30 protein-coding genes are annotated in these 25,700 nt (G+C 71.1%); 9 read left to right on the forward strand and 21 right to left on the reverse strand.

The genetic code is table 11. The annotated features are described in order from the left end of the window. Nucleotides 1–109: 109 nt before the first annotated feature. The 8 genes from ACGFN2_RS03735 to ACGFN2_RS03770 form a co-directional block, all read right to left on the reverse strand. Nucleotides 110–967 carry a hypothetical protein gene (locus ACGFN2_RS03735; RefSeq protein WP_362611145.1) on the reverse strand — a complete coding sequence of 286 codons (858 nt, stop codon included), beginning with the start codon at nucleotides 965–967 and terminating at the stop codon, nucleotides 110–112. Between the two features lie 145 nt (nucleotides 968–1,112). Next, nucleotides 1,113–1,295 (reverse strand): linaridin family RiPP, encoded by a 183-nt coding sequence (locus ACGFN2_RS03740; protein ID WP_362611144.1) that lies wholly within the window; start codon nucleotides 1,293–1,295, stop codon nucleotides 1,113–1,115. 128 nt (nucleotides 1,296–1,423) lie between these two features. Then, nucleotides 1,424–2,005 carry a hypothetical protein gene (locus ACGFN2_RS03745; RefSeq protein WP_362611153.1) on the reverse strand — a complete coding sequence of 194 codons (582 nt, stop codon included), beginning with the start codon at nucleotides 2,003–2,005 and terminating at the stop codon, nucleotides 1,424–1,426. A 2-nt stretch (nucleotides 2,006–2,007) separates the two neighbouring features. After that, the gene (locus ACGFN2_RS03750; protein WP_393357265.1) at nucleotides 2,008–2,946 is read right to left on the reverse strand and encodes an alpha/beta fold hydrolase; all 939 of its coding nucleotides are present in this window, start codon (nucleotides 2,944–2,946) and stop codon (nucleotides 2,008–2,010) included. A 144-nt stretch (nucleotides 2,947–3,090) separates the two neighbouring features. After that, a complete protein-coding gene (locus tag ACGFN2_RS03755; RefSeq protein ID WP_393357267.1) occupies nucleotides 3,091–3,438 on the reverse strand; it encodes a transposase in 348 nt (115 codons plus the stop codon). Nucleotides 3,439–3,477: 39 nt separating this feature from the next. Further along, complete coding sequence (locus tag ACGFN2_RS03760; protein ID WP_393357986.1) at nucleotides 3,478–4,131, reverse strand: class I SAM-dependent methyltransferase; 654 nt, start codon at nucleotides 4,129–4,131, stop codon at nucleotides 3,478–3,480. 418 nt (nucleotides 4,132–4,549) lie between these two features. Next, complete coding sequence (locus ACGFN2_RS03765) at nucleotides 4,550–6,034, reverse strand: phytoene desaturase family protein (protein WP_393357269.1); 1,485 nt, start codon at nucleotides 6,032–6,034, stop codon at nucleotides 4,550–4,552. Beyond that, the gene (locus ACGFN2_RS03770) at nucleotides 6,031–7,983 is read right to left on the reverse strand and encodes an ABC transporter ATP-binding protein (RefSeq protein ID WP_393357271.1); all 1,953 of its coding nucleotides are present in this window, start codon (nucleotides 7,981–7,983) and stop codon (nucleotides 6,031–6,033) included. The genes ACGFN2_RS03765 and ACGFN2_RS03770 overlap by 4 nt, the downstream gene beginning before the upstream one ends. A 452-nt stretch (nucleotides 7,984–8,435) precedes the next feature. Here ACGFN2_RS03770 and ACGFN2_RS03775 point away from each other — a divergent pair, with 452 nt between their 5' ends. Continuing rightward, entirely contained in the window at nucleotides 8,436–9,179 is a 744-nt protein-coding gene (locus tag ACGFN2_RS03775; protein ID WP_393357273.1) for a DUF4232 domain-containing protein, read from the forward strand. 150 nt (nucleotides 9,180–9,329) lie between these two features. Here ACGFN2_RS03775 and ACGFN2_RS03780 read toward each other — a convergent pair whose 3' ends face one another. Next, the gene (locus ACGFN2_RS03780) at nucleotides 9,330–11,069 is read right to left on the reverse strand and encodes a threonine/serine exporter ThrE family protein (RefSeq protein WP_393357275.1); all 1,740 of its coding nucleotides are present in this window, start codon (nucleotides 11,067–11,069) and stop codon (nucleotides 9,330–9,332) included. Nucleotides 11,070–11,306: 237 nt separating this feature from the next. Next, nucleotides 11,307–12,008 (reverse strand): VTT domain-containing protein, encoded by a 702-nt coding sequence (locus ACGFN2_RS03785; protein ID WP_362611126.1) that lies wholly within the window; start codon nucleotides 12,006–12,008, stop codon nucleotides 11,307–11,309. A gap of 201 nt (nucleotides 12,009–12,209) precedes the next feature. Between ACGFN2_RS03785 and ACGFN2_RS03790 the strand changes: the two genes are divergently transcribed. The 4 genes from ACGFN2_RS03790 (at nucleotide 12,210) to ACGFN2_RS03805 (ending at nucleotide 15,562) form a co-directional block, all read left to right on the forward strand. Beyond that, entirely contained in the window at nucleotides 12,210–12,578 is a 369-nt protein-coding gene (locus ACGFN2_RS03790) for a YbjQ family protein (protein ID WP_362611123.1), read from the forward strand. A 122-nt stretch (nucleotides 12,579–12,700) separates the two neighbouring features. Next, a complete protein-coding gene (gene leuE / locus ACGFN2_RS03795; RefSeq protein ID WP_362611121.1) occupies nucleotides 12,701–13,366 on the forward strand; it encodes a leucine efflux protein LeuE in 666 nt (221 codons plus the stop codon). Nucleotides 13,367–13,506: 140 nt separating this feature from the next. After that, on the forward strand, nucleotides 13,507–14,130 hold the full coding sequence (gene wrbA / locus ACGFN2_RS03800) for an NAD(P)H:quinone oxidoreductase (protein ID WP_362611119.1): 624 nt from the start codon (nucleotides 13,507–13,509) through the stop codon (nucleotides 14,128–14,130). A 16-nt stretch (nucleotides 14,131–14,146) separates the two neighbouring features. Then, nucleotides 14,147–15,562 carry a glutamate decarboxylase gene (locus ACGFN2_RS03805; RefSeq protein WP_393357278.1) on the forward strand — a complete coding sequence of 472 codons (1,416 nt, stop codon included), beginning with the start codon at nucleotides 14,147–14,149 and terminating at the stop codon, nucleotides 15,560–15,562. On the opposite strand, the gene ACGFN2_RS03810 is transcribed toward ACGFN2_RS03805, so the two are convergent. From ACGFN2_RS03810 to ACGFN2_RS03825, 4 genes are all read right to left on the reverse strand, one after another. Further along, complete coding sequence (locus tag ACGFN2_RS03810; RefSeq protein WP_393357280.1) at nucleotides 15,556–16,239, reverse strand: PadR family transcriptional regulator; 684 nt, start codon at nucleotides 16,237–16,239, stop codon at nucleotides 15,556–15,558. The genes ACGFN2_RS03805 and ACGFN2_RS03810 overlap by 7 nt on opposite strands. Nucleotides 16,240–16,303: 64 nt before the next feature. Then, nucleotides 16,304–16,849 (reverse strand): DinB family protein, encoded by a 546-nt coding sequence (locus ACGFN2_RS03815; protein WP_362611113.1) that lies wholly within the window; start codon nucleotides 16,847–16,849, stop codon nucleotides 16,304–16,306. A 146-nt stretch (nucleotides 16,850–16,995) separates the two neighbouring features. Beyond that, nucleotides 16,996–18,453 (reverse strand): aldehyde dehydrogenase family protein, encoded by a 1,458-nt coding sequence (locus ACGFN2_RS03820; RefSeq protein ID WP_362611111.1) that lies wholly within the window; start codon nucleotides 18,451–18,453, stop codon nucleotides 16,996–16,998. Nucleotides 18,454–18,537: 84 nt separating this feature from the next. Then, nucleotides 18,538–19,401: a helix-turn-helix transcriptional regulator gene (locus tag ACGFN2_RS03825; RefSeq protein WP_362611109.1), complete on the reverse strand. Its 864-nt coding sequence runs from the start codon at nucleotides 19,399–19,401 to the stop codon at nucleotides 18,538–18,540. A gap of 314 nt (nucleotides 19,402–19,715) precedes the next feature. Here ACGFN2_RS03825 and ACGFN2_RS03830 point away from each other — a divergent pair, with 314 nt between their 5' ends. Beyond that, on the forward strand, nucleotides 19,716–20,198 hold the full coding sequence (locus ACGFN2_RS03830; RefSeq protein ID WP_362611107.1) for an ATP-binding protein: 483 nt from the start codon (nucleotides 19,716–19,718) through the stop codon (nucleotides 20,196–20,198). Between the two features lie 110 nt (nucleotides 20,199–20,308). Here ACGFN2_RS03830 and ACGFN2_RS03835 read toward each other — a convergent pair whose 3' ends face one another. The 5 genes from ACGFN2_RS03835 to rpmG form a co-directional block, all read right to left on the reverse strand. Further along, on the reverse strand, nucleotides 20,309–20,548 hold the full coding sequence (locus ACGFN2_RS03835) for a DUF397 domain-containing protein (protein ID WP_362611105.1): 240 nt from the start codon (nucleotides 20,546–20,548) through the stop codon (nucleotides 20,309–20,311). A 376-nt stretch (nucleotides 20,549–20,924) separates the two neighbouring features. After that, a complete protein-coding gene (gene rpsR / locus ACGFN2_RS03840; protein WP_362611102.1) occupies nucleotides 20,925–21,161 on the reverse strand; it encodes a 30S ribosomal protein S18 in 237 nt (78 codons plus the stop codon). 59 nt (nucleotides 21,162–21,220) lie between these two features. Next, the gene (locus ACGFN2_RS03845; RefSeq protein WP_393357283.1) at nucleotides 21,221–22,369 is read right to left on the reverse strand and encodes a CobW family GTP-binding protein; all 1,149 of its coding nucleotides are present in this window, start codon (nucleotides 22,367–22,369) and stop codon (nucleotides 21,221–21,223) included. Then, nucleotides 22,369–22,623 (reverse strand): type B 50S ribosomal protein L31, encoded by a 255-nt coding sequence (locus ACGFN2_RS03850; protein ID WP_362611097.1) that lies wholly within the window; start codon nucleotides 22,621–22,623, stop codon nucleotides 22,369–22,371. The genes ACGFN2_RS03845 and ACGFN2_RS03850 overlap by 1 nt, the downstream gene beginning before the upstream one ends. Nucleotides 22,624–22,628: 5 nt before the next feature. Next, nucleotides 22,629–22,793, reverse strand: a complete 165-nt coding sequence (gene rpmG / locus ACGFN2_RS03855) for a 50S ribosomal protein L33 (RefSeq protein WP_006604069.1) — start codon at nucleotides 22,791–22,793, stop codon at nucleotides 22,629–22,631. Between the two features lie 73 nt (nucleotides 22,794–22,866). Here rpmG and rpmB point away from each other — a divergent pair, with 73 nt between their 5' ends. From rpmB to tatA, 3 genes are all read left to right on the forward strand, one after another. Beyond that, nucleotides 22,867–23,103, forward strand: coding sequence for a 50S ribosomal protein L28 (gene rpmB / locus ACGFN2_RS03860; RefSeq protein ID WP_362611095.1), 237 nt, complete (start codon nucleotides 22,867–22,869; stop codon nucleotides 23,101–23,103). Further along, nucleotides 23,103–23,408: a 30S ribosomal protein S14 gene (rpsN, locus tag ACGFN2_RS03865; RefSeq protein ID WP_362611093.1), complete on the forward strand. Its 306-nt coding sequence runs from the start codon at nucleotides 23,103–23,105 to the stop codon at nucleotides 23,406–23,408. Before rpmB ends, rpsN begins: the two co-directional genes overlap by 1 nt. Nucleotides 23,409–23,518: 110 nt before the next feature. Further along, complete coding sequence (tatA, locus tag ACGFN2_RS03870) at nucleotides 23,519–23,740, forward strand: Sec-independent protein translocase subunit TatA (protein ID WP_362611091.1); 222 nt, start codon at nucleotides 23,519–23,521, stop codon at nucleotides 23,738–23,740. Nucleotides 23,741–23,760: 20 nt separating this feature from the next. Here tatA and ACGFN2_RS03875 read toward each other — a convergent pair whose 3' ends face one another. Together ACGFN2_RS03875 and ACGFN2_RS03880 are read right to left on the reverse strand one after the other, a co-directional pair. After that, a complete protein-coding gene (locus ACGFN2_RS03875) occupies nucleotides 23,761–24,606 on the reverse strand; it encodes a nitrilase-related carbon-nitrogen hydrolase (RefSeq protein ID WP_362611089.1) in 846 nt (281 codons plus the stop codon). 375 nt (nucleotides 24,607–24,981) lie between these two features. Next, nucleotides 24,982–25,626, reverse strand: coding sequence for a chaplin family protein (locus ACGFN2_RS03880; RefSeq protein ID WP_393357287.1), 645 nt, complete (start codon nucleotides 25,624–25,626; stop codon nucleotides 24,982–24,984). Between the last annotated feature and the right edge of the window lie 74 nt (nucleotides 25,627–25,700).

Below are 25,700 nucleotides of genomic sequence, written 5' to 3' on the forward strand. Positions count from 1 at the left end.
GGCGGCACCCGGTCAGGTGCCGCCCGTCGTGCGTGTCGGGGCCGCGTGCCCGGCTCACTTCCCGCGGTACGGATATGGAGCACCCACGGGCCGGCGGCCTGCGCCCTCCTCAGGCAGAGGTGAGGGCGGGCGCCGCGGCGGTCTTCCCGGCCGGCAGCGCCGCGCGCTCCTCGTTCCGGGTCAGGACGTAGAGGAGCGCCGGGTGGGTGGCGCCGAAGGCCAGCACGAAGCGGTTGAGCCCCATGAACTGCCCGATTCCCAGGTGGAACACCGTCATCGAGCCGAGCCACGCCTTGGCGGCGGGCTTCGGGAGCACGAAGACCAGCGGGAAGCCGACCTCCGCGGCGATCGTTCCCCAGGTGATGAGCTTGCCCAGCATCGGGTACTTGTGCACGAGTTCGAAGATCCGCGGGTCCCCGTAGTTGTGCGTACGGATGACGCCGCTGAAGGCCTCACCGCTGAGCCACACCGGGGAGACCAGCTTGACCACGCCGGACGCGACGTAGGAGATGGTGGTCTCCAGGGCCAGGGCGCGCATGGCCACGTCGCGGGCCTTCTCGCCGTCCTTGAAGGTGCCGGTCGAGGCGAGGACGACGTTGATCACCTGCTGGAGCTGGTCGGCGCCGTCGCCGCCGAAGGGGGAGCGCAGCCGCCCGGCCGCACCCGTCACCGCCAGCACGGCACTGCCCGCCGCGCGTACGCCGCGCTTGTGACCCCAGATCAGCGTGGCGGCGGAAGCACCCGCCTGGACCCCGTAGAGGGCGACCGCTGCCTTCTTGGAGTTGAGGGCGCGGGTCAGCCGGGGAAAGCGCTTGGCCAACTGGGGGCGCATGTTCGCCAGTTGACCGCTCAGCATTTCGCCGTCTTCGAACTTACGCGTCTGGCTCAGCATTTCCAGTGCGGAGACCAGCGTACCCAGCGAAGCCACTCGGCGTGCCGTGACCTCGGGCGGAGCGCTGAGGAACATGGATGGGTGCTCCCGTTGATGTGATGCGAGTACGGTGGGTATGGAAAACGGCGGCACGGTATGCGTATCGGGCGTACCGTGCCGCCGTGTCTTTTCTCAGACGGGGCTAACGATGCCGGTCAGCATCGCCTGCCGGCCGGCTGATTCAGCGCTGGATGTCCTTGGTGACCTCGTGCAGCGCGTAAGCGGTGGCGGAGGTCACGGCGACGCCCTCGGGGGTCGCCAGGGTGGCCAGCGGGGTGAGCATGGTCGGGGTCGCGTCGTTGCCGATACGGCCCGGGGTCACGTCGGCCAGCTCGGTGTTGGCGAAGTCAGCCACGATGGACATTGCGTTCCTCTTTCTCTAAGAAAGTCTTTGAGCGAGTTCTCCAGCCGTTCGGCGGGAGGGCGCGGACTCACGCGGCACGGGATGCCGAGTGAGCTCGCGGCTTCCAGTCGAGGGGGTTGATCGGCTCGCTATGCGGCAACCAGGGACGGTGCGTTGTCGGGAGTGACGTCTCCGTCCAGCGGGAATTCCAGGGAGACGAAGACCGGATCGATGTGCCGGTCCTGCGGGCTGTTGAGGTGCGAGTGCAGCAGCATGAACTGGCAGTGCGAGGCACCTTCGGCGTGGGGCAGGTGGAGCTGGATGTAGCGGGCCAGCAGCCGGTACCCGGACGCCGTGGTCACGGGGAGCACTTCGGAGCCGAAGGCCACCGCCTGGGCGAGGGTGTGCTGGGTCGCGTCGAACAGCGCCTTCGGGGGCCGGTTGCGGGCGTTCCACGCCAGCGCGTACCACGGCCGGTCGCGGACGATCGGCACCTCCGTCCACTCACCGGGCTTGCCGTCCGTGATGTCCCGGTAGAGAAGGTGGTTGTCCTTGGTTCCGGGATTCGGCCCGAAGAAGCGCCAGTTCGGGGTCGGAATCCGCACCTTCCCGCGGCGCATGAGGTTGTCGAAGCGCTGCTCGGGAATCTGCGCGGCGGCCGTCGCGACCAGCCATGCGGCCAGTGACGCCGTGACGGCGGCCGTCTTGACGCGTTCGGTGTCCACTTTCATGATCACGCGAGTTCCTCCACCCGCTCCGCGGCGCTCCGGCGCCCCTTGGTGGACGGCTGCCACGACGATCCGAGCGGCCCGGCGGGCGGTTCGCCGGCGATCAGCTCCGCCACCTCTTCGGCGTGCGGCCGCACGGCGAGGATGGACTCGTGGTCGGAGCCCGCGACGAAGTGATGCCGGGCCCGCTCCGAGATGACGGCCAGCCTGGCCTGGATACCGGCGTGCAGGGTGTTGTCACCGACGTTGTTCTCCGCCGTGACGACGGTCAACGGGCAGTCCAGGCCGGACAGTTCCGGATAGGTCATGGCGTCCCGGTACTCCCGGTAGGCCTTGGCCCAGGTACGGGAGTCCGACAGGAAGGCCGTGTAGCTCCGGTTGATGTCCGGGCGGTATTGCTGGTTCGTGTTCATGGCGGGGCGGAAGACCGACAGGCCGGTCGCCGCGAACACCTGCTCCATCAGCATCCGCTGATGGGACCACCGGTCGACGTCGGTACGGCGGGAGTGGCGCAGGCTGACCACTTCGGTGGCGTCGATCATGACCACCTGGGTCACGCCCTCCACCGCGTCCGGATGCAGCGACGCGTAGGCCGCGACGAAGTATCCGCCCAGGGAGTGGCCCGCCAGGACGACCGGGAGGCCGGCGATGTAGGTGTCGCGCAGCTCCTGCAGCAGCTCGAAGTGCGGCTCCAGGCCGTAGCGGGTGTCCGGTGTGCTGAGCCCGTAGCCGGGGCGGCTGAACCGCACGTACCCCATGTCGTCGGGCAGTGCGCCGCAGACCCAGTCCCAGTATTCCTGGGGCGCACCCATACCGTTGTCGAACAGCACGACGCGCTGCGCATGAGGAGGAATGTGGACGTCGACCTCGACGAGGCTGCCGTCCGGCCTCTCATGCAGCTGATAACGACGCGCACGCTCACGCCTACCGGTGTATCGCGTCACTGCGCCGGTCAGAAGGCTTGCGCCGGCCAGTCCAGCCATGCCTACGGCAAAATGGCGCTCAAGAGACGCCACATTCCCTCCCCCGTGATTAGAAGTGGCTGTTACCCCGGAACTTAGCACGCAACTCCGGGGTAAATTAACGAGTTACTTTACTCTGGTGGCGGGGTGGGTCTTCCCACGCTGCATAGGAACACGCACCGCCGGACTCCGACTGCAGTTACGGAGTTCCAGGTAAAGCTCGCCGATCGTGGCCTTCAGTGAAGCGATTTCCCGGGTCAGTTCAGCGACCCGGGCGGCATTCTCGGTTCCCCTGCCACTCTCGCCGGCCAGGCCATTACGGCCTCCCTCAATAAACTGCCGGCGCCAGTTCGACACGGACTGCTCGGAGACTCCGGCCTCGCGAGCGGCTTCCGCTGCGGTCAGTTCGCCGGTGACCACTCTCAGCACGAGAGCGGATTTCTTGTCGGCCGGCAATATCGGAGGACGTCCCACGGTCAACCCTCTTTCGTCATCCGTTTTCTGTGTGCGCCTTCAGGGCTTGACGTAGCAACAGATGAACATGGGGTCCCGTTCGCTGTACGGGGTGCCGTCCCACCGCGCCATACGGGCCTCGCACTCCAGCCCGGCCGCGCGGGCGTAGCCGTCGACGTCGTCCGGCGTGGTCAGCCGGGTGACCTCGGAGCCCACCCGGGTGCTGCCGTCGGCCTGGTACAGGATGTGCGAGCAGTGCCACAGGCCGCCGTCGAGCAGCGTGGAGTGGGTCTGCACACCGGTCCCGGGCTCCGGGTACGGGACGAAGTAGGTGGTGCGGGTGCTGCCCTCGTGCAGGTCCAGGATGGAGGGCTTGTTGTGCGTCTCGATCACCAGCCGCCCGCCGGGGGCGAGCAGGGCGGCCGCTCGCCGCACGGCCTGCTGCTGCTCCTCGGCGGTGCACAGGATCGAGAGGGTCGCGCAGACGGCGTACACCAGCCCGTAACGGGATTCCGAGGTGTAGGTGCGGAAGTCCCCGTACACCGGGTCGACGTCTCCGCCGTCTTTCAGTTTGACGCGCAGCGCGTCCAGCATCTCCGGTGACGAGTCCACGCCCGTCACACGGCCGACGCCCTCGGAGAGCGGGAGGGCAATCCGTCCGGTGCCGACTCCGAACTCAAGGGTTCCGGCCTCAGGAGCGGGGTGGAGGGCCAACAGCCCTTTTACCGCTTCTGTGGTAACCCCGTCATCCGGGATCAGCCGGTCGTACCAGCCCTTGAACTGCCGGCCATAGCCAATGTCTTCAACCCCGTTGTGCACCCGAGCTTCCTCTCTTTATCCCCACTGCGATACCGATGGGAATGCCGCGAAGCCGAAGAGCTCGAACGAGGCACGACGTGATACGCGGACGAGGCGGCGGCGCAAGGGAAGCGAAGCCCTCTGCACGGTTGGTCGGACCGGCAGAACCTGTCGATTGCGTGATGACGTCTCAACGGAACGTGTGGGGGGGTACCTTCATTCAGACAATATCAGGCCACAATGGCGTGTCCAGTGGCTTCCCGGTGTCGTACTCCACAGCAGAAGCGGGCAGTTGGGGTTGGCTGACGGAGCGTCGGCCAGGCCCCGGCCGGCATTAGCCGGGACGCCCGAATTCGGGGGAATCAGACTTGGGCGACAGGCTGGGCAAATCGCGTATACCGAAACGGTGCCGGAGCGCGGAGAGCGCGGCCAGACAGCCGGACATGCCGTGCACGCCGGGCCCCGGCGGGGTGGCCGAGGAGCACAGGAAGACCCCGGGCAGCGGTGTGCGGTAGGGGTCGAGGCGGGGAACGGGCCGCGCGAGGCTCTGGTACAGCGTCATCGCCCCGGAACCGATGTCCCCGCCCACGTAGTTGGGGTTGTAGGCCTCGTACGCGGCGGCGGACGTGGAGCGGTGGTCGATGACCGTGTCCCCGAAGCCCGGGGCGTAGCGCTCGATACGGGCGCGCACCAGGTCGTAGGGGTCGGTGGCGTCCCCGTTCGGCACGTGCGCGTACGCCCACACGGGACGCTTCCCGGGCAGCGCACGGCCCGGGTCGGTCACCGCCGGGTCCACGAGGAGGACGAACGGCTCCGCGGTCCGTACGCCCCGTGCGTTCGCGGTCTCCTGCCGGACCATCTCGGCACGGGTGCCGCCCAGGTGCACCGTTCCGGCGCGGCCCACCGCGGGGTCGGACCAGGGGATCGGCTCGGACACCAGGAAGTCGACCTTGGCGGCGCCGGGGCCGTAGCGGTAGCGCTCCAGGCCGCGGGCGTAGGAGCGGGGCAGCCGATCGCCCGCCAGGGCCAGGAACCCCTTGGGGGCGGTGTCGAGCAACACCGCCCTTACGCGGCCCAGTTGGGCCAGGTCCGTCACGCGGTGGCTGGTGTGGAAGACGCCGCCGTGCGCGGTGATGTCCTGGGCCATCGCCTCGGCGATCCGGCCGCTGCCGCCCCGCGGCAGCGGCCACCCGGTCCCGTGCGCGAGGTGGCCGAGCAGCATGGCCACGCCGCCGCCGGCCGGGCTCGGCAGCCGGCCGACCGCGTGCGCGGCGACTCCGGTGAGCAGCGCGGCCGCCTCCTCGCCCCGGAAGTGTGCCGCGCCGAGCCCGCTGCCGTGGACCGCCACCCGGCGGGCCAGCAGCAGGGCCGCCACGGGATCGCGCGGCAGCCGGCGCTGCCCGGAGAGGAGCAGGTCGGCGACGCCCTCGCTGTGCTCCAGGAGCGGGCCCATCAGCTGCCGCCAGCGCGGGCCGTCGGGCCCCAGGTGCTCACAGGTCGCGGCCAGCGAGCGGTGGGCCAGGGCGGCGCGGCCGCCGTCCAGGGGGTGGGCGTAGCTGATCTCGGGGTGCAGCAGCTCGACCCCGCGGGCCGCCAGGCCGAACGCCCGGAAGAACGGGGAGGCGGCGGCCATGGGGTGGACGGCGGCGCAGAGGTCGTGCACGACACCGGAGTCGAAGAGGGGGGCCGTGCGCAGGCCGCCGCCGATGGTCTCGGCCCCCTCGTACAGCTCCACCCGCAGCCCGGCCCGGGCCAGGACCACTCCGGCCGCGAGGCCGTTGGGCCCGGTGCCCACGATGGCCACGTCGCACGCGCTCACCACCGCTCGTCCCCCCTGATCGGCCGGAGGCGGACCGTCTGCTCGGCGAGACCGGCGTACGCGGGCCAGCCGATGGCGAGGGCGGGCGGCGGGGTCCACGGTTCCATGGGGACCGGGGCGGCGTAGCCCGGGGCGGCCACCGGGGTGACGAGGCCGGCCCCGGCGTGCAGTTGCGAGCCCGCCAGCCGCCGGTAGAGCTCGTCGTGCTCCATCAGGTCCCGGTGCACGCCGGTGGCCCGGACCCGGCCGCCCTCCATCACCACGATCTTCTCGGCGTCGACCACCGTGGAGATCCGGTGGGCGATGGCGATGACCGCGCACTGTCCGGAGATCCGGCGCAGCACGTCCCGGAAGTCCCGCTCCGAGTCGGAGTCCAGGTTGGAGGTGGCCTCGTCCAGCAGCATCACCGCGGGCTTCTGCAAGAGCGTGCGGGCGATGCACAGCCGCTGGCGCTGGCCGCCGGACAACCCGCTGCCCTGGTCTCCGAGTTCGGTGTCCAGGCCGCGCGGGAGACCGGCGACCACCGAGGCCAGACCGGCCATCTCCACCGCCTCCTGGATCTCGTGGTCCGTGGCGTGGGGGTTGGCGTAGGTCAGGTTCTCGCGGACCGTGCCGCGCATGGCGGCGCTGTCCTGCTGGACATAGCCGACCAGTCCGCGGACCGTGTCGAGCGGCAGGCTTTCGATGTTCTGGCCGCTGAGCTGGACGCGGCCGCCGTCCGGTGCGTAGAAGCGCTCGATCAGCTGGAACATGGTGGTCTTGCCCGCGCCGGACGGCCCGACCACCGCCGTCAGCCCGCGGGCCGGCACGGTGAAGGAGACGCCGTCGAGCACCTGCGTCAGCTCCTCCTGCTTCCCGCGCCGGTAGGCGAACCGCACATTGTGGAATTCGACCGCCGGCCGGTGCCCGGCCAGCGGCCCGAAGGATTTCGGGGGCCGGGCGTCCGCCGTCCCGTCGCCCTCCTGGGGCATACGGGCCAGCTCGTCGACCCGCTGGATCGCCGCCCGGCCCTGGACGAACTGGCCCACCCCCATGAAGAACGTCACCAGGGGCGAGACCAGTTGGAAGAGGTACATGATGAACGAGGTCAGGGTGGCCATGTTCATCTCGCCGCGGGCCACCCAGGTCATGCCGACGCCCACCACGACGGCCAGCGCGCCCTGTGTGCCGACGTTCATGGAGGGCATCAGCAGGGCGTTGTAGGCGTTGACCCGGATGCCCGAACGCCGCGTCTTGTCGGCCAGCCTGCCGATGCGCGCGGCCTCACGGTGCTCGGCGCGGGATGCCTTGACGGTGGGCAGCGCGGACAGCACGCGCTGGATGTCACTGGCGAACTCGCCGGTGTCGTCGCGGTTCTCCAGCGCGACCTTGCGCAGTTTGCGGGCGAGCAGGAGGGAGACGACGCTGGCGGCGCCGAGGCAGCCCAGGGTGATGACCATCAGCCACAGGTCGATGAGGAACATCAGCACGACGCCGCCGATGACCGTGGCGCCGCTGACGATCAGCTGCGCGAGGCTCTGCGAAAGGGCGATCTTCACCAAGGAGGTATCGGTAACCGTACGGGTGAAGATATCGCCCTGCGAATGCTTTCCGAATGCGGTGAGATCGGCGCGCAGCAGCCGTCCGGTCAGGATTCCGCGGACATCGAAGACGATATTCTCCCCGGCCCGGCCGATCATGTAGGCCTGGAGCGAGGAGAAGAGGGCCCCCGCGCAGAAGAGCCCGACCAGCTGGGTGATGGGGCCGGCCAGCGAGCCGCCGCTGCCGGCCGCCTCGATCAGTTTGCCGATGGCCCAGGGCTGGGTGAGCGCGGACGCCACCCCCAGCAGTCCCAGCAGCACGCCCGAGACCAGTAGCGTGGTGTGCTGTCTGGAGACACTTGCGACCGACCCGGTGCCGGTTTTTTTGGTCCCGCCTCTCAGGCTCGCGTGGTGCGCATGACTCGCCATGAGTGCTCCCCCCGTTTTGACGACGGTCGCTTCGTGCGCGCGAGAGCCCGGTCTGATGGGTCCGCCGTCAAGAGGCTCGAAGCTAACATGGCGCCCGGTATCAAGTTATGCGTTAATTGACCGCCCGCCGCGCATTCCTTCCGTGAATGGCGAACGCACGCGACCGGCCTCAGTTAATTGCTTTCTTTTTTCTTTGCCCGGTGGGTCGTTGTGGGGCGGGATGCCTGTGGCCGTGACCCTGCCCGGCCGGCGGCGCCTTGTCCGGGCAGGGGCGGCGCACATCCCAACTGAGCGCCCATGTCCGGCTTTCCGGGCTCTCCCGGACGTACTCCCGCTGCTGACACCGGTGTTAGCGGGACGTTAGCGCAGCGGCAGCACCGCGACAGCGGCCCCGGCCAGAGTGGTTGAAGTACCGAGAAGACACCGTCACCGACTGTCCTGGGGGACCCGACATGAGCTCCACCACCGCCCGCACGCCCCGCCGCCGCACCCTGCGCCTCGCCGTCGCGGCCCTGACCGCAGTCGCCGGTCTCACCCTGACGGCCTGCTCCGGCTCGGACGTCACCGACGCGGCGCCCGCGGACAAGGCGGAGGCGGGTGCTGCCGCCACGTCCGGCGGTGCGGGCTCCTCCGGCGGCGCGCCGGGCTCCGACGCCCCGGCGGACCCCGGCGCGAAGGACGGTGGCAAGGACGGCGCCAAGGGCGACGCCAAGGCGGGTGCCGCGGGCAAGCAGTCGGGCAGCGCGCAGTCCTCGGGCGGCGGGAAGGCGGGCTCGGGCTCCCGCTGCCACACCTCGGAGCTGAAGGCGTCGTTCGCCACGGGTGAGGACGCGGTCCCGGACCCGAACGGGGAGGGGGCGACGACCACCAGCGTCGTGCTGACCAACAAGGGCAGCCGCAACTGCGTGATCGGCGGCTTCCCGGGCGTGGACCTCAAGGCCGAGAACGGCGGTGGGCTCTGGTCGCTGACGCGCTCGTCGGCCAAGGGCGGCTCGATCCCCCTGAAGCCCGGGGACAGCACCGACTTCACCATCAACCTCGGCCTGTCCGAGGACGCGGGCTCCTGGAAGCCCGCCTCCGCGGTGATCACCCCGCCGAACGAGACCACCTCGCTGACCCTGGACTGGCCCTGGGGCGCGCTCACCGACCAGCGGAGCGCCACCCACCCGGCCACCTTCGTCAACCCCATCGGCTGACGCCCTCGGTACGGCCCGGGACAGCGGACCAGAACCTCTCTGAGCAGGACCAGCTCGGAGCGTCGAAGATGAGCAAGGAGAGCAAAAGGCCGCTGCCCCGGTGTGTCACACCGGGGCAGCGGCCTTTTTGCTCCTGCGGCCGGGCGGGCGCTAGAAGCCCCGGGTGCGCTTGGCGGCGCGGCGGCCGCCGGCCTCCTCGATGCCGGGTGCGCGCAGGAACAGCCGGGCGACCTCGGCACCGAGGTTCACGCCGACCGCGATGGCGAGCGCCAGCGAGGCGGCCTGGATGAGGGAGGTGAGGCCCTCCGGCAGGTGGCCCTGGGCGAAGTTGAGCAGGCCGAAGTAGGTGGCACTACCGGGCAGCAGCGGGCCGATGGCCGCGGTGACGTAGGGCAGCGCGGAGGCATAGCGGTAGCGGGAGAGCAGCTGCCCGAAGAGGCCGACCAGGCCGGCCGCGATGGCGGTGGCGGGCACCGGGTTGATCTCGGCGACCCGCAGCGCGCCGTACACGGCCCAGGCGACACCGCCGTTCAGGGTCGCGAACGCCACGGTGTGACGTTCCTGCTGGAGCAGCACACAGAACGCCAGCGCCAGCAGCATGGACGCGACGATCTGCACCACCGGTACGTCGTACGAGCCCAGCGCCTCCTCGGGGTTGAGCCGTCTCAGGCCGGGGTTCAGCTGGAGGCCGATGTACAGGACGCTGAGGACGCCGACGACGATGCCGACGATGAGGTAGCCGACCTCCAGCAGCCGGGCGGCGGCGGTGATGTAGTAGCCGGTCAGGCCGTCGTGGACGCCGGCGACCAGGGCCCGTCCCGGGATCAGCGCGAAGAGGCCACCGGTGATCACCGCGGAGGCCTGCACATTGGCGTGCGCCAGGCCGAAGGCGACGCCCACTGCGGCGGGCGGCATCGCGGCGACCACGAACTGGTAGAACTCCGGCAGCCCGCGTCCGGACGCGAGCCAGGCCAGCCGGTCACCGAGCATCGAGCCCACCGCGGCCGCGACGAACACCAGCATTCCGCCGCCGACCAGCATGGAGGCCGCGCCGGACAGCAGCCCGGAGGCCACCGTCAGGGCCCAGCTCGGGTAGGGGTGGCGGTTACGGCGGATCTCGGCGAGGCCGCGGTAGGCCTCCTCCAGGGTGATGCCCTCGGAGGCGATGTCGTCGACGAGCCGGAAGACCGCGGACAGCCGGGTGTAGTCGACGCCGCGGCGCCGTACCGTCCGGCTGGCGGTGACCGGGTCGTCGACCAGCGACGGCTGGTAGGAGATCGACAGCAGGGTGAAGGTGACGGTCGGCTCGACCCGCTCCAGCCCGTAGGCGTGCGCGACGCCGAACATCGCCGCCTCGACGTCCTCCGCGCCCTCACCGCCGGCGAGCAGGATCTCGCCGATACGGAGCGTCAGGTCGAGTACGCGGGGAACGGCCGGGCCGGTGTCCTCATCGCCGCGCTCCAGGCGCTCGGGGACCGGGCGCTCGTGGACCGGCATCCGGAGCATCGTCCGCATCCGGTCCTGCCAGGGGGCTTCCTTGGTCAGGCTGACGGCGGGGATGCCGTGCGGCGGGGTGAAGGCGCTCATCGCCGTGGCGCCGACGGGGGTGGGCAGCGGGGTCTGGCCGGTGGTGCTGCTCGGCAGGGTGAAGGCGGAGCCCTCCTGCTCGGCAGGGGCCTCCGGGCGCAGGCCCGCGGGCAGCGCGAACTCTGAGGTGGGGTGCTCTTCCTCGGGGGCGGGCGGGTAGGGCACGCCCAGCGGAGGAGTGAAGGCGCTGTGTGCCTCGTCCGACACCGGCTTGCGGTCCTCGGCGGAACCGCCCGGGTCCGGGGCACCGCTGATGCCGCTGCCGCTGCTGCCGCGCTGGCCGCGTTGTGGGTCCGACGCCACCGTTCTTCGCTCCTCGTTCGCCTCCTGACGGATGTCAAGGACACGATGCCTGATGGCTGTGGGCTGCGCTTCCTCGGGGCGGGCGTTTTCGGCTGGGGCGCCGTGCCTGGTTCGGGAGCTCACCCTCTCCCGCCTGCCCCGGGCCGGAAGGAGGCACGCCCCCCGGCGGCTGCACCGGGGGGCGTGAGGAGTGCCGCGGGGCGGGGCCGGGCGCGGGAAGGGAGCCGGGCGCGGGGGTCAGCGCTTGGCGTGCCGGCCGCGGCGCGCGGGCTCCGCGGGAGCGCCGTCCTGGGGGGCGGCGGGCGCGGGCGCCTCGTTCTTCTTCTTGCCGCGGGCGCGGAGGTACTCGATGACGATCGGCACGACGGAGATCAGCACGATCGCGACCAGGATCAGCTCGATGTGCTTGTGGACGAACTCGACCTTGCCCAGCGAGGCGCCGAGCAGCGTGACACCGGCGCCCCAGAGGGCGCCACCGATGAGGTTGAAGGTGATGAAGGAGCGGTAGTTCATCCGGCTCACACCGGCGATGATCGGGGTGAACGTGCGCACGATCGGGACGAAGCGGGCCAGGATCAGCGACTTGGGGCCGTGCTTCTCGAAGAACTCGTGCGCCTTCTCCACGTTCTCCTGCTTGAAGAGGCGGGAGTCGGGGCGCTTGAAGAGCGAGGGGCCGACCTTGCGGCCGAAGAGGTAGCCGGCCTGGTCTCCGAGGACGGCGGCCAGCACGATCAGGGTGCACACCAGCCACAGCGGCCGGTCGAGCTTGCCCGTCGTGACCAGCAGGCCGGTGGTGAACAGGAGCGAGTCGCCCGGCAGGAAGAAGCCGATCAGCAGGCCGGACTCCGCGAAGACGATGACCAGGACGCCGATCAGGCCGAACGTCGCGATCAGATAGTCCGGGTCCAGCCACTGGGGGCCGAGCGCGAGAGTGTTCACGGGGTGAAGGCTCCTGGGTCGAGGGCGCCGGAACATGCGGTACGGCGGGCGGGGCGACGGGATACCGGCGCGTGTGCGGCCAAAACTATCAACGCCGGATACCCCGCCATGGTTCCAGACGCCCCCGGCCCACCCGACGGCCCCCGACCGCTGGCCGCCCCCACGGCGCCGGGTGATGCTGGCCGTGAGGAGGTGCGCACCATGGGCATCGATGAGTACGGCGGCGGGCAGCACGCGCAGTCCGACGTCCTGGTGGTGACGACCAACGACGTCCCGGGGTTTCACGTGGAACGGGTGATCGGCGAGGTCTTCGGCCTGACGGTGCGCTCCCGGCACCTCGGCAGCCAGATCGGCGCGGGCCTGAAGTCGATGATCGGCGGCGAGCTGCGAGGCCTGACCAAGACCCTGGTCGAGACCCGTAACCAGGCGATGGAACGGCTGGTCGAGCAGGCCCGCTCGCGCGGTGCGAACGCGGTGCTGATGTTCCGCTTCGATGTGACGGAGGCCGCCGACGTGGGCACCGAGGTGTGTGCCTACGGGACGGCCGTGGTGCTCTCGCCGCAGAGCTGACCCCGGGGGCCGGGGCCCTCCCCGGTACGCGCTCCACGAAGCGGCCGCACGCCGCGTGAGGTGCGAGTCCACATGATGAAAACCCATGAGGCGCCGGATGGGCGGGTGAGATCCTGCGCCTCATGCTGGGGATAACGGATCTGCCCACGTATCTGGTGGGGCTCGCGCTGATCATTCTGCTGCCCGGACCGAATTCGCTGTACGTCGTGTCGGTGGCGGCCCGGCGCGGTCCGCGGGTGGCGTACCGGGCGGCGGCCGGGGTGCTGTGCGGTGACACGGTGCTGATGACGCTCTCGGCGGGCGGGGTGGCCTCGCTGCTGCAGACCAACCCGGTGCTGTTCGCGGTGGTCAAGTTCGCCGGTGCGGGCTATCTGACCTGGCTGGCGGCCGGGATGCTGCGCGGCGCCTGGGCGCTGTGGCGCGGCCGGGAGGCGCGCCGGGCCGGGCGGGACGCCGCGGTGCCCGCGGAGCCGAAGGAGGCCGTGGAGCGGCCGTACCGCAGGGCGCTGGTGGTCAGCCTGCTCAACCCGAAGGCGATCCTGTTCTTCATCTCCTTCTTCGTGCAGTTCGTGGACCCGTCGTACGCCCACCCGGTGCTGTCGTTCCTGACGCTGGGCGCCTGGGCGCAGCTGTTCAGCTTCACCTATCTGTCGGTCCTGATCTTCAGCGGGACGTTTCTGGCGGCGACCTTCCGCCGCCGCAGGCGGCTGACGGCCGGGCTGTCCGCGGGCGCGGGTGCGGCGTTCCTGGGCTTCGCCGCGAAGCTGTCGCTGGCGAGCGCGGGCTGAGCCGGCGCGCGGCGGCCGCGCGGGTACGGGCGGGTGGCGGTCCTCCGGGACGGCCGCCCGCCCGTCGCGCTTCCACTGGGTGAACCCTGGAGGCCCCACACCCCCTATGCCCTTATTGTCGGGTTCGAGGAGGTATGCCGATGTCCGTGCATGACATCCATGTGGCCGTCATCTACTACTCGTCGACCGGCACCGTCGCCGAGCTGGCCCGGCTGATCGCGGACACCGCCGAGCACGCGGGGGCCGATGTCCGGCTGCGCCGGGCCGCGGAACTCGCCCCGCAGACCGCGATCGACGCCAACCCGGCCTGGGCGGCCAACGCCGCGGCGACCGCGGACATCATGGAGGCCACCCACGAGGACCTGCTCTGGGCGGACGCGGTGCTCTTCGGGACCCCCACCCGCTTCGGCAATGTGACCTCGCAGCTCAAGCAGTACCTCGACACCCTGGGCGGCCTCTGGCAGCAGGGAAAGCTGGCCGACAAGGTCTACAGCGGCTTCACCGCCAGCGCCACCCGGCACGGCGGCCAGGAGTCCACGCTGCTCGCGCTCTACCAGACCGTCCATCACTTCGGCGGCATCCTCGTGACGCCGGGCTACACCGACCCGGCGAAGTTCCGCGACGGCAACCCCTACGGCACCTCCCACGTCGGCGGGCCCGAGACCCCGCCCGACGACGACGCACGCACCGCCGCCCGCATCCAGGCGGAGCGCGTCGTGAAGTTCACCAAAGCCATCAAACACGGCCTTTCGCAGGCACGTTGACGGGTAGGCGCGACTGATGACTCTGCACAAAGGCGCATCGCCATCCGACCGCAAGCACTCCGGGCATCCGGTCAACCCCTTCTACGGCGAGGCCGACCCGGTCGCCGGAATGGAGACCGCGCCACCGCAGCACACCCTGCCCGACGGCCCCATCTCCCCGCACACCGCCTACCAGTTCGTGCACGACGAGCTGATGCTGGACGGCAACTCCCGGCTGAACCTCGCCACGTTCGTCACGACCTGGATGGAGCCGCAGGCCGGCGTCCTGATGGCGGACTGCCGGGACAAGAACATGATCGACAAGGACGAGTACCCGCGCACCGCCGAGCTGGAGAAGCGGTGCGTGGCGATGCTCGCCGACCTGTGGCACGCCCCCGACCCGGCCGCCGCCGTCGGCTGCTCCACCACCGGGTCGAGCGAGGCCTGCATGCTCGCCGGGATGGCCCTCAAGCGCCGCTGGATGCAGCGCAACAAGGACCGGTATCCGGGGCAGGCCCGGCCGAACCTCATCATGGGCGCCAACGTCCAGGTCTGCTGGGAGAAGTTCTGCAACTTCTGGGAGGTCGAGGCGCGCCAGGTCCCCATGGAGGGCGACCGCTACCACCTGGACGCGGCCTCCGCCGCCGCGCTCTGCGACGAGAACACCATCGGCGTGGTGGCCATCCTCGGCTCGACCTTCGACGGGTCGTACGAGCCGGTCGGCGAGATCTGCGCGGCGCTCGACGAGGTCCACAAGCAGCACGGCTGGGACATCCCGGTGCATGTGGACGGCGCGTCCGGCGCCATGATCGCGCCGTTCCTCGACCCGGAGCTGGTCTGGGACTTCCGGCTGCCCCGGGTGGCCTCCATCAACACCTCCGGGCACAAGTACGGCCTGGTCTACCCGGGCGTCGGCTGGGCGCTGTGGCGCGACACCGAGGCGCTGCCCGAGGAGCTGGTCTTCCGGGTCAACTACCTGGGCGGCGACATGCCGACCTTCGCGCTCAACTTCTCCCGCCCCGGCGCCCAGGTCGCCGCGCAGTACTACACCTTCCTGCGACTCGGCCGGGCGGGCTTCCGCGCCGTACAGCAGGCCACCCGTGACGTGGCCCGCTCGATGGCCGGACGGATCGGCGCGCTGGACGACTTCTGGCTGCTGACCCAGGGCGACCAGCTGCCGGTCTTCGCCTTCACCACCGCCGGCCACATCACCGCCTTCGACGTGTTCGACGTCTCCCGGCGGATGAAGGAGCGCGGCTGGCTGCTGCCCGCCTACACCTTCCCGGAGAACCGCCAGGACCTCTCCGTCCTGCGGGTGGTCTGCCGCAACGGCTTCTCGCTGGACCTCGCCGACCTGTTCCTCTCGGACCTGGAGTCGCTGCTGCCCGAACTACGGGACCAGCCCGGCCCGATGGAGCGCCCGGAGAACGTCGCCACCGCGTTCCATCACTGACCGGCGCCCGGCCCCGGCCCGCCGCGCCGGTCCTCCCCCGGGGCCTCCGCCGCCTCCGCGTCCCGCGTCGCGTACGGGTTCTCCTGCCCGTCCGCCAGGACGCCCACGAACGGCTCGCCCTCGCCGGCGAAGACATACGCCCCGCCCTCGATCCGCTCGATCAGCCCCTGGGCCCACTCGGCGCCGCTGTCCGCGGAGTGCACCCACATGTTCATGATCTCGCCGATGTGGCCGAGCTGTCCGGTGCCGCCCTCGGGGGTGTAGTAGCCGGTGACCGTGCCGCGCCACTCCCGCAGCGCCCGCACCCGCTCCCTGAGCAGCGCCACCGCCTCGGCCCGCGGCAGATCGACGACGAAGCCGATGCCCGCGCTGAGCATGTCGGGCTTCTGATCGTGCTGGGAGAGCGCGGCCCGCAGCAGCGCGAAGTACTCCGCCTCGCCCGCCGCGGTCAGCTCGTACTCGGTCCGCGGCGGACCGCCGGCGGTGCTGGGCGCGATGTCGTGGGCGCGCAGCAGCCCTTGCTTGGCCATCTGCTTGAGCGCGTGGTAGATCGAGCCGGGTTTGGCGTTGGACCACTCGTGGGCGCCCCAGTACTCCAGGTCGTTGCGCACCTGGTAGCCGTGCGCACGGCCGTGCTGCCGCACGGCGCCCAGTACCAACAGCCGGATCGCCGACACCGTCTTCTCCGTCCCTCACGCGCCCTTCCCGCCACCCTACGGGCGCCCGGGCACGGGTCAGGACCTACCCCTGGGCCGCGCGCTCCTCGTCCACCAGCTCGAAGGCGGTCTTGCCGTCGAGGGATTCCCGGAGGATGTCGGCGTGGCCCGCGTGCCGGGCGGTCTCCTCGATCAGGTGCAGCAGCAGCCAGCGCATCGACTGCCGGGCCCCGGCCGGGAACCACGGCGCCGGGGGCAGCGGGAAGGTGTCGTTCAGGCTGGGCACGGAGCGGATGAACTCCTCCGTCCGCTTGGCCACCCGGTCCCAGAACGCCAGCACCTCGGCCAGCGTCTCCCCGTCGGCCAGCTGGAAGCTCAGATGCCAGGTGTCCTGGGTGCGCTCGATGGAGTGCGGCAGCTCCTGCGCGACCTCGACCCAGCCCTGCTCGGTCTCCGCGACGTGCTTGACCAGTCCGGCCAGCGACAGCTCACTGGCCGCCGGCCGCTGGGTCGCCCGGTCGTCGGTCAGCCCCAGGACCGCCCGGCGCAGCCCGCCGCGCTGGGCCTCCAGGAAGGCCAGCAGCGCGCCGGTCTCGTCGCCGTGGGCCTCGGCGAGAACGTGAGTGGGCATGGGGTCCGCCTTTCGTGACGTCTCTCGGCGTCCGGCCCGTCGCCGTCCGCCGTCCGACAGCACTCAACGTAGAAGCCCATGCGGTCAGCTTCTGTCCGCAACGCGCCAGGGACCGCTCCGGCGCGTCCGGAACGGGGCGCCAGGCCTCAGAACGGGAACCGCGACCGCCCGTGCTGGATGGAGATCCACTTGGTGGTGGTGAAGGCCTCCACCATCGCGTCACCGTTCAGCCGCCCCACCCCAGAGCTCTTCTCGCCGCCGAACGGCACGATCGGCTCGTCGTGCACCGTGGCGTCGTTGACGTGGAACATCCCGGTGTCGACCCGCTTGGCGAACCGCACCCCGCGCTCGATGTCGCCGGTGTGCACGGCCCCGCTGAGCCCGAAGGAGGTCGCGTTGGTCAGCCGCACCGCCTCCTCGTCGCCGTCGAACGGCACCAGCAGCACGACGGGCCCGAAGATCTCCTGCCGCAGCAGCGGGGAGTCCTCCGGCAGACCGTTCAGCACGCTCGGCGCGACCAGCGTGCCGCGGGTCTCGCCGTGCAGCAGCGCCGTGGCGCCGTCCTCGACCGCGCGGTCCACCAGCGCGGAGATCGCCTCGGCCTGGCCCTCGTTGATCAGCGGACCGATATGGGTCTGCGGGTCGGTGGGGTCGCCCACCTTCAGCGAGGCGACCTTGGCGACGAACTTCTCGGTGAACTCCCGCTCCACGGCACGGTCCACGAGCACCCGGTTGGCGGCCATACAGACCTGCCCCTGGTGGACGAAGCGGCTGAAGACGGCGGCGTCCACGGCGTAGTCGACATCGGCGTCGTCGAGGACGACCAGGGCGCTGTTGCCGCCCAGTTCCAGCACCGTGTGCTTGAAGTGGGCGGCGGCGACCGTCGCGACGTGCCGGCCGACCTTCTCGGAGCCGGTGAAGGAGATGGTCTTGGGGACCGGGTGCTCGATCAGCGCATCGCCGATCTCGGCGATGTCGGTGACGACGACGTTCAGCACGCCCGCCGGCAGCCCGGCCTCCTCGAAGAGCCTGGCGACCAGACCGCCACCGCAGACCGGGGTGTTCTGGTGCGGCTTGAGGACCACGGCGTTGCCGAGCGCGAGGGCCGGTGCGACCGACTTGAGCGACAGCAGGAAGGGGAAGTTGAAGGGGCTGATGACACCGACGACACCGACCGGCAGCCGGTAGAGGCGGTTCTCCTTGCCGTCGATGGGCGAGGGCAGGATGCGGCCCTCGGCGCGCAGCGCCAGCTGAATGGCCTCGCGCAGGAACTCCCTGGCCAGATGGAGTTCGAAGCCCACCTTCGCGAGCGTGCCACCGACCTCGGCGGCGATCGCCTCGCCCAGCTCCGCCTCACGGTCGTCGATGATCCGCAGCACCCGCTCGAAGACCAGCCGCCGGGTGTACGGATTGGTGGCGCCCCACTCCCGCTGTGCGCGCTCGGCGGCACGGTAGGCCTGATCGATCTCCTCTACCGTAGCGACGGGTATGGAGGTCAGTTTCTCGCCGTTGTACGGATTGAAATCGACGATGTCCCACGAGCCGCTGCCGGAGCGCCACTCACCGTCGATGAACTGATACGCCAACTCGTCGAAGTAGGACATGCCATCCCGATCTGGAGAACAGGGCGCTCAGGGCGCCGCATTGGGGGGTGCTGACTCCTGATGGTGCGCCATCCTACCGACGCGTCACATGAGTTGGAGCAGCCCGCGCAAGAGGTCCCTGGTCTCGGCCGGATTCGGCCCCTCCTCCTGGAGGCGGTCCATCACCCGTGCGTACTGGGCGACTTCCTCGGGCTTGTCCACATACAGCGCGCTCGTCAGCTGCTCCAGATAGACGACGTCCGGCAGCCCCGACTCCTGGAAGCCGAGCATGGTGAACGCACCGCTCTCCCCCGCGTGCCCGCCCAGGCTGAACGGCATCACCTGGAGCCGCACGTTGGGCCGCTCGGACACCTCGATCAGATGCTTCAGCTGCTCGCGCATCACCGCGCGGTCGCCGTACGGGCGCCGCAGCGCGGCCTCGTCCAGCACACAGTGGACCTGCGCCGACCGCTCGGCCACCAGGAGCTTCTGGCGCTCCATGCGCAGCGCGACCCGTCTCTCTATCTCGGCGGGCCCGGCGTCGGGCATGCCCCGCCGGACGACGGCCTGGGCATAGCCCTCCGTCTGCAACAGCCCGTGGACGAACTGGACTTCATAGACCCGGAGGAGAGACGTGGCGCCTTCCAGGCCCACATACGTCTGGAACCACCCGGGCAGCACATCGCTGTAACTGTGCCACCAGCCGGCGACGTTCGCCTCCCGCGCCAGGGAGAGCAGCGCCTCGCGCTCCTGGGCGTCACCGACCCCGTACAGGGTGAGCAGGTCCTCCACATCCCGTGCCTTGAAGCTCACGCGGCCCAACTCCATGCGGCTGATCTTCGATTCGGACGCACGGATCGAGTAGCCGGCCGCCTCGCGGGTTATCCCACGCGATTCACGCAGCCGGCGGAGCTGCGACCCGAGCAGGATTCGCCGCACCACCGACCCGCTCGACTCACTTGCGGACACCTCTCAGACCCTCCTGTGACCCCACCCCGTCCAACAGAGGGCCGCAAGTCTGCCACGTTCGGGCTTCGTTGAGTGCTCATCCGGTTACGGATACGTGCGGCCCCCGCAACCCCTCCACAAGATGGCGCAGGAAGAATCACCGTCAAACCGGCGCACACGGGGGCAATCACGTCAGGTGCACGTGCATCTGCCCTTGCATCTGTCTCGCGCATTGGGAACCATAGGCGTCGCACGCATGCACGCTCGTGAAAGATCCGCCTGATCCGGCTGCCCGGCCCGGGTCATGACGTCCGCGAACGCCAGGAGTGCCTCGCATGGGGACCAAGGTTTTGACCATGCTCGAGCCGTTATGGCAGGGCTTTCCTCCCGTCGACCCCCTGGCCGTCTCCGGATCTGCGTCGCACACACTCCCACCGCGCTATGAATCGGTGCGCTGTGCACGGGCGTTCACCCGCGAGACCCTCCAGGGCTGGGACCTGGACGAGCTGTTCGACTCGGTCGCCCTGGTGGTCTCCGAACTCGTCACCAACGCCCTGCGGCACGCGATCCTCGCCGCCCCGGAGCACGGTGACGCCACCCCGCCCGCCCGGCTCCACCTGATGCGCTGGTCCTCCCGGCTGGTCTGCGCCGTACGGGACCCGAGCGACGACTCACCGGTCGCCGGCGAGGCGGACTCCGCGGCGGAATCGGGGCGCGGGCTGTACCTCGTGGACTCCTTCAGCGACAGCTGGGGCTGGCATCCGCTGGCCGGCGCCGCGCACGGCAAGATCGTGTGGGCGCTCTTCCGGCTGCCGTAGCCGTGCCGTACACCGGGCGCACCGCGATCCGCGGGCGCCCGGTTTCCGTGTGCGGACGCCGCACCGCCTGCGGGCGCGCGCTCTCCTCCGGCCGTCCGTTGTTGAGGGGCTCAGTCCCGGACGAGGTGGTCGAACTCGCCGTCCTTGATGCCGAGCAGCATCGCCCGCACCTCGGCCGGGGTGTAGACGAGCGCCGGACCGTCCGGGAAGCGGGAGTTGCGCACCGCGATGTCACCCCCGGGCAGCTTGGCGAACTCCACGCAGGAGCCCTGCGAGTTGCTGTGCCGGCTCTTCTGCCATGCCACATCACGGAGATCTGTGGCGGCCATGCCGTTGTATGCGTGGGGCACAGGGGTCTCCCGGTGATAAATGGTGTCAACTGCCCGGGATCATAGCTGCGTTCACATGCGGATGCATGCGCAGATGCACGTGCACGACAGCCGGTACCGGGGCCGTCACCGCTCGTCGAGCACGGTCACCGGCCCCTCACCCACGGTCGTCGCCGGCCGTCTCCCCCGCAGCGATACGCCGTCACCTGGTACGGACCGGCGGGGCTCTTGCCCTCATGGCACCTGAGAGACGTGCGCCACGCCCTCCGGGTTCCGGGTCCGGGCGCCCCGTCCGCCCCGGACGGGGGACCTGCCCCTGCGCACGCCCCGGACAAACGCAGGAGGCCCCCTACGCGTCGGACGTAGGGGGCCTCTGCCCGTCACGGGACGGTGTGCGTCACCGGGAGCCGTAGGGCAGCAGCGCCATCTCCCGCGCGTTCTTGATCGCACGGGCCAGCTGCCGCTGCTGCTGCGCGCTGACCCGGGTCACCCGGCGGCTGCGGATCTTGCCGCGGTCCGAGATGAACTTCCGCAGCAGATCGGTGTCCTTGTAGTCGATGTAGGTGATGCCGGCCGCGTCCAGCGGATTGCGGCGGGGCGGGGGTGTCCGGCGCGGGTCGTGCCGTCGGGGCATGGGGAGCTTCCTTGTGCGTGCGGGGGGGGGCGGTCCGGTGCGGACGGACGCGGCCCGGTTTACGAAACGGGGTCGAGGAGCGCGTCGAAGGCGGGCGGCAGGCTCTTCCAGGCCTGCGGGCCGCCCGCGTACTCGGCGTCGGTGAGCAGACAGGAGTCCAGCAGGGACAGCAGCCCCTCGCGGTCCAGGCCCGGCGAGGTGAAGACCAGGTGCTGGGTGCGGTCACCGTGCTCGGGGTGCCAGTCCAGCGCGGCGGCGGCCCGGCGCGCCGGCGGCACCATCTCCCAGGCGGCATCCGGCAGCGCGGCCAGCCACGGCCCGGCGCTCTCCACACAGAGCGCGCCGCCGGCCGCGTCCCAGGACAGCAGCGTGTCCGGGCGGTCGGCCAGCCAGAACCGGCCCCGGCTGCGCGCGGCCGCACAGGTCAGGTCCTCCAGCGCGGCGTAGAGCCGCTCCGGGTGGAAGGGCCGGTCCCGCCGCCAGACGAGCGTGCCGACACCTTCCGCGTCGGCCTCCTGCGGCAACAGCGCACAGGCCGGGTGCTGGCGGTCCGCGGCCGCGGCCACATCGAACCCGGCCGTCGCGGCGGCCGCCAACTCCCCCGATTCCACGGGGACCTGCCGCGCCATCGGGTGCAGCTGGCCGAGCAGCGCCAGGTCGGCCGGCTCCGCCGGCTCCTCCCCCGTCGCGAGCGCCAGCACCGGCGCGTACTCCAGCTGGCGCGCCCAGGTGTCGGCGACCGTGCGCTGGTCGGAGGCCGCGGCGGCGAGGCCTGCCTCCGCGAGGTCGTCGCCGCAGCCGAGGTAGGGCAGCAGCAGCGCCGGGTCGACGGCGGTGAGCACACCGGTCAGCGCGAGGTTCTCGCTGCCGCAGGCGGTGACCACCTCGGCCATCGCCTTGGGCTCGACCGAGTCCCACAGTTCGACGACCGCCAGCCGGCAGGTCCGCCCGGCGGCCAGCCGCTCCAGCTCGGGCACCAGGTCCTCGCGCAGCGCACAGCAGGCGCAGTCGTTGACCAGCGGTGCGTCCCCGGTGTCGAGCGTGCCGCCCGCGTCACGGACGGTACGCCGCACGGTGCCGTCGGCGGCCGAGGCGAGGTCGTGGTGGAGGGCGACGCTGCCCGGGACGGTCCGCAGCAGCCGCTCGACGGCGGCCCGCCGCGCGTCCGCGTGCAGGCCGCCCACGAGGACGACGTCGAGCCGCTCCATCAGCGGGCCCCGCGGTTGCCGTAGCGGCGCTCGAAGCGCTCGACGCGGCCCGCGGTGTCCAGCACCCGCGCGGTGCCCGTGTAGAAGGGGTGGCTCGCCGAGGAGATCTCGACGTCGATGACGGGATAGGTCCGGCCGTCCTCCCACTCCAGCGTCTTGTCACTGGTGGCGGTCGAACGGGTCAGGAAGGCGAAGCCGGCGGCCCGGTCGCGGAAGACGACCGGCCCGTAGGCGGGGTGGATTCCAGGCTTCACGGTGCTCAGCGCTCCTCTCGGAAAGCGACGTGCCGTCCGGCCACCGGGTCGTACTTGCGCAGTTCCAGGCGGTCGGGGTCGTTACGGCGGTTCTTGCGGGTCACGTAGGTGTAGCCGGTGCCGGCGGTGGACCGGAGCTTGACGACCGGGCGTAGTTCGTTGCGGGCCATGGGGTTAGTATACGGAAATGGTTTCCATTTTCAATAGGCTCTCACCGGGGCCGACGACCGAAGGGATCGCACCGTGTCCGCCCACTGCCAGCTGACCGGCCGCTCGCCGGGATTCGGCAAAGCCGTCTCCCACTCGCACCGCCGCACCCCCCGCCGCTTCGACCCGAACATCCAGCGCAAGCGCTACTGGCTGGAGAGCGAGGGCCGGCACATCCGGCTCACGCTGAGCGCCAAGGGCATCAGGACCGTGGACACGATCGGGATCGAGGCGGCCGTCGCCCGCATCCGCGCACGAGGAGGAAAGGTCTGATGGCGAAGCAGAGCAAGATCGCCAAGAACGAGAAGCGCCGCGCGACGGTCGCCCGCTACGCGGCCCGGCGCGCCGTCCTCAAGGCCGTCATCCGCAGCCCGCACACCCCGGAGCAGGAGCGCACCGCCGCCCGGCGCGAACTGTCCCGCCAGCCGCGGGACGCCAGCGCCACCCGGGTCCGCAACCGCGACGGCGTCGACGGCCGCCCGCGCGGCTACTTCCGCGCCTTCGGCCTGTCCCGCGTACGGCTGCGCGAGCAGGCCCACGCGGGCTATCTGCCGGGCGTCCGCAAGTCCAGCTGGTAGGCCGCCCCACCGGCCGTCCGGCCCGGGGCACCCCCTGGACCGGACGGCCGGACCGTTCGGGTCATACTGGACAGAACGTCCGCCGTCCCCCGACGAAAGCGAGCGCCCCCATGCTCCGCAACGCCTTCGAGCCCTGGCATCTGATCCTGATCATCGCGGTCCTGGTACTGCTCTTCGGCTCGAAGAAGCTGCCCGACATGGCGCGCGGCCTGGGCCGCTCGATGCGCATCCTGAAGTCCGAGGCCCAGGCCCTCAAGGACGAGAAGCCGTCCGGGACTCCGGCCGAGGCCCCGTCGGAGGCGCCCCGCCAGGAGTCCGCCGCCCGGCACTGACACCGGGGCGCCGGCGTCCCTCAGTGGTCGCCGCCCTCGTCGATCAGCCGCCGCACCTCGCGGTCGATGAGCCCCAGCCGGGCCTCGGCGACCAGCGGCACCGCGCGGCGCTGCCGCCGCGCCTCGGCGAGATCGATCTCCACCGCGACCAGCGCGGGCTCCCACTTGGGCGCCTGCGCCACCACGGCACCCCGCGGGTCCACCACCCGTGAGCCGCCCCAGAACGCCGCCCCGTGCTCATTGCCCACCCGGTTCACGAAGACCACCCAGCACTGGAGCATCTTCGCCGTGTAGGACAGCAGGGTGTCCCAGTAGAGCCCGGTGTCCATCGCCTCCGGGTCCAGGCTCGCCGCACTGTTCGTCGGCACGAACAGCACCTCGGCGCCGTCCTGCACCGCCAGCCACGGCAGCGCCGGCTGCCAGGCGTCGTTGCACACCAGCGTGGCCCCCCGGCCGCCGCTCCTGGCCCGCTTCAGCTCGTACGCCCGCAGCGACTGCCCCGGACTGACGTGCTTCCGCTCCTCCCAGGCCAGGTAGTTGGGGAGATACAGCTTGCGGTGTGCGTGCACCAGCTCCCCGGCCGCGTAGTGGGCCGCGGTGTTGTACGCCCGCAGACTGGTGTGCTCGTGGAAGCCGACCAGCACATCGGGGCCGCGGGTGCTGAGTTCCAGCAGCCGCGGATCGTTCGCCTCCAGGGAGGCATCGCGCCGGAGCGCGCCCAAGTGATAGCCGTGCAGGCTGAGTTCGGGGAAGACGACGAGATCCGCGCCCTGCGCCGCCGCCTGCTCGATCTGCTCGCGGGCGGTACCGAGGTTCTCCTCCACGTCACCCAGCACACAGTCGGTCTGCGCCAGCGCAATGAGCATGTCCCCACCTCACCGACTCATCACTTTTGCGGCTTTCACCCCAATTTTGCCAGAGGCGGCAGAAGGCGGCACGATCCCGCGGAACATCCTGTTCTGCCCCGCTTCAAACCCCCCGGAGCCCGGTCCCCACCAATGAGCGAAAGAACGATCCTTCCCGTACCGGACAAGGGGTTCAGCCGTTGATCCGCACGACGTCGTACACCCCGCAGGGCCGCTTCCAGCCGCAGCTCCGCCCGGCGAACGCGGTACGACGGTTCACGGTCGGGCCGTCCGGCGATGCCGACGGTCGGCTCGACCGGGCGGCACCGGCCGAGCGGCCCGCCGGACCCGCTCGGCCGGCCGCCGGCCCCCGGAGAACTCCCGGTGCCCGCCCGCTCACCTACGGCGCGTACGGGACCGGCGCAACAACAGCGCCCCGCCCACCAGCAGCCCGCCGCCGGTCGCGGCCAGCGCGGCCAGCTCCTCCGCACCGGTGGCCGCCAGCAGCGCGGACCCCGCCGACGCCCCCGCCCGCGCCACCGCGTCCACCCGCGGCTGCTGCGCCTCCTGCGCGGGCGTCGGGGCGGGCCGGGCGTGCCTGGGGGCGGTACGCCCGGTGGTGTGCTCCACCGGTGCCGGTGCCGGGGCCGGACGCCCGGCCCGCTCCGGGGCAGGACGCCGCACCGGCTCCGCGCGGTGCTCCGGCCGCGGGGCCGTCCAGTGCACCCCCGGCGCCTGCTCAGCGCCCGGAGGCCGCTGCGCCACCGGCGGGTGCGGTCCCGGCTGCTGCCGCACGGCCGGCCCGCCGTTCCCGCACGTGTTGCCCATGGCCGGGTTCAGCGCCGCGCCCCCGTCCACCGAATTGCCACACACATTGACCGGGGCGTCCACGGTCACCTGGATGTTGTTCCCGGACAGCACCCCGGGAGAGTTCGTCGCGCTCCCCCCGGCGCCGGCGTCCGCGTACGCCGCGCCGCCGTTCCCGAGCACCCCCGACGCCGCCGCTGCCACGAACACACAGGTCTTCAGGCTCTGTCGCATCTCTCATCCCTCCTCTGCGGTCCCGGGGTGCGGGCCGCGCCCACACCCCGTGCCGCTCACACGGCCGGGCGGCC

The organism is Streptomyces sp. NPDC048612, assembly GCF_043199295.1.
Taxonomy (GTDB): domain Bacteria; phylum Actinomycetota; class Actinomycetes; order Streptomycetales; family Streptomycetaceae; genus Streptomyces.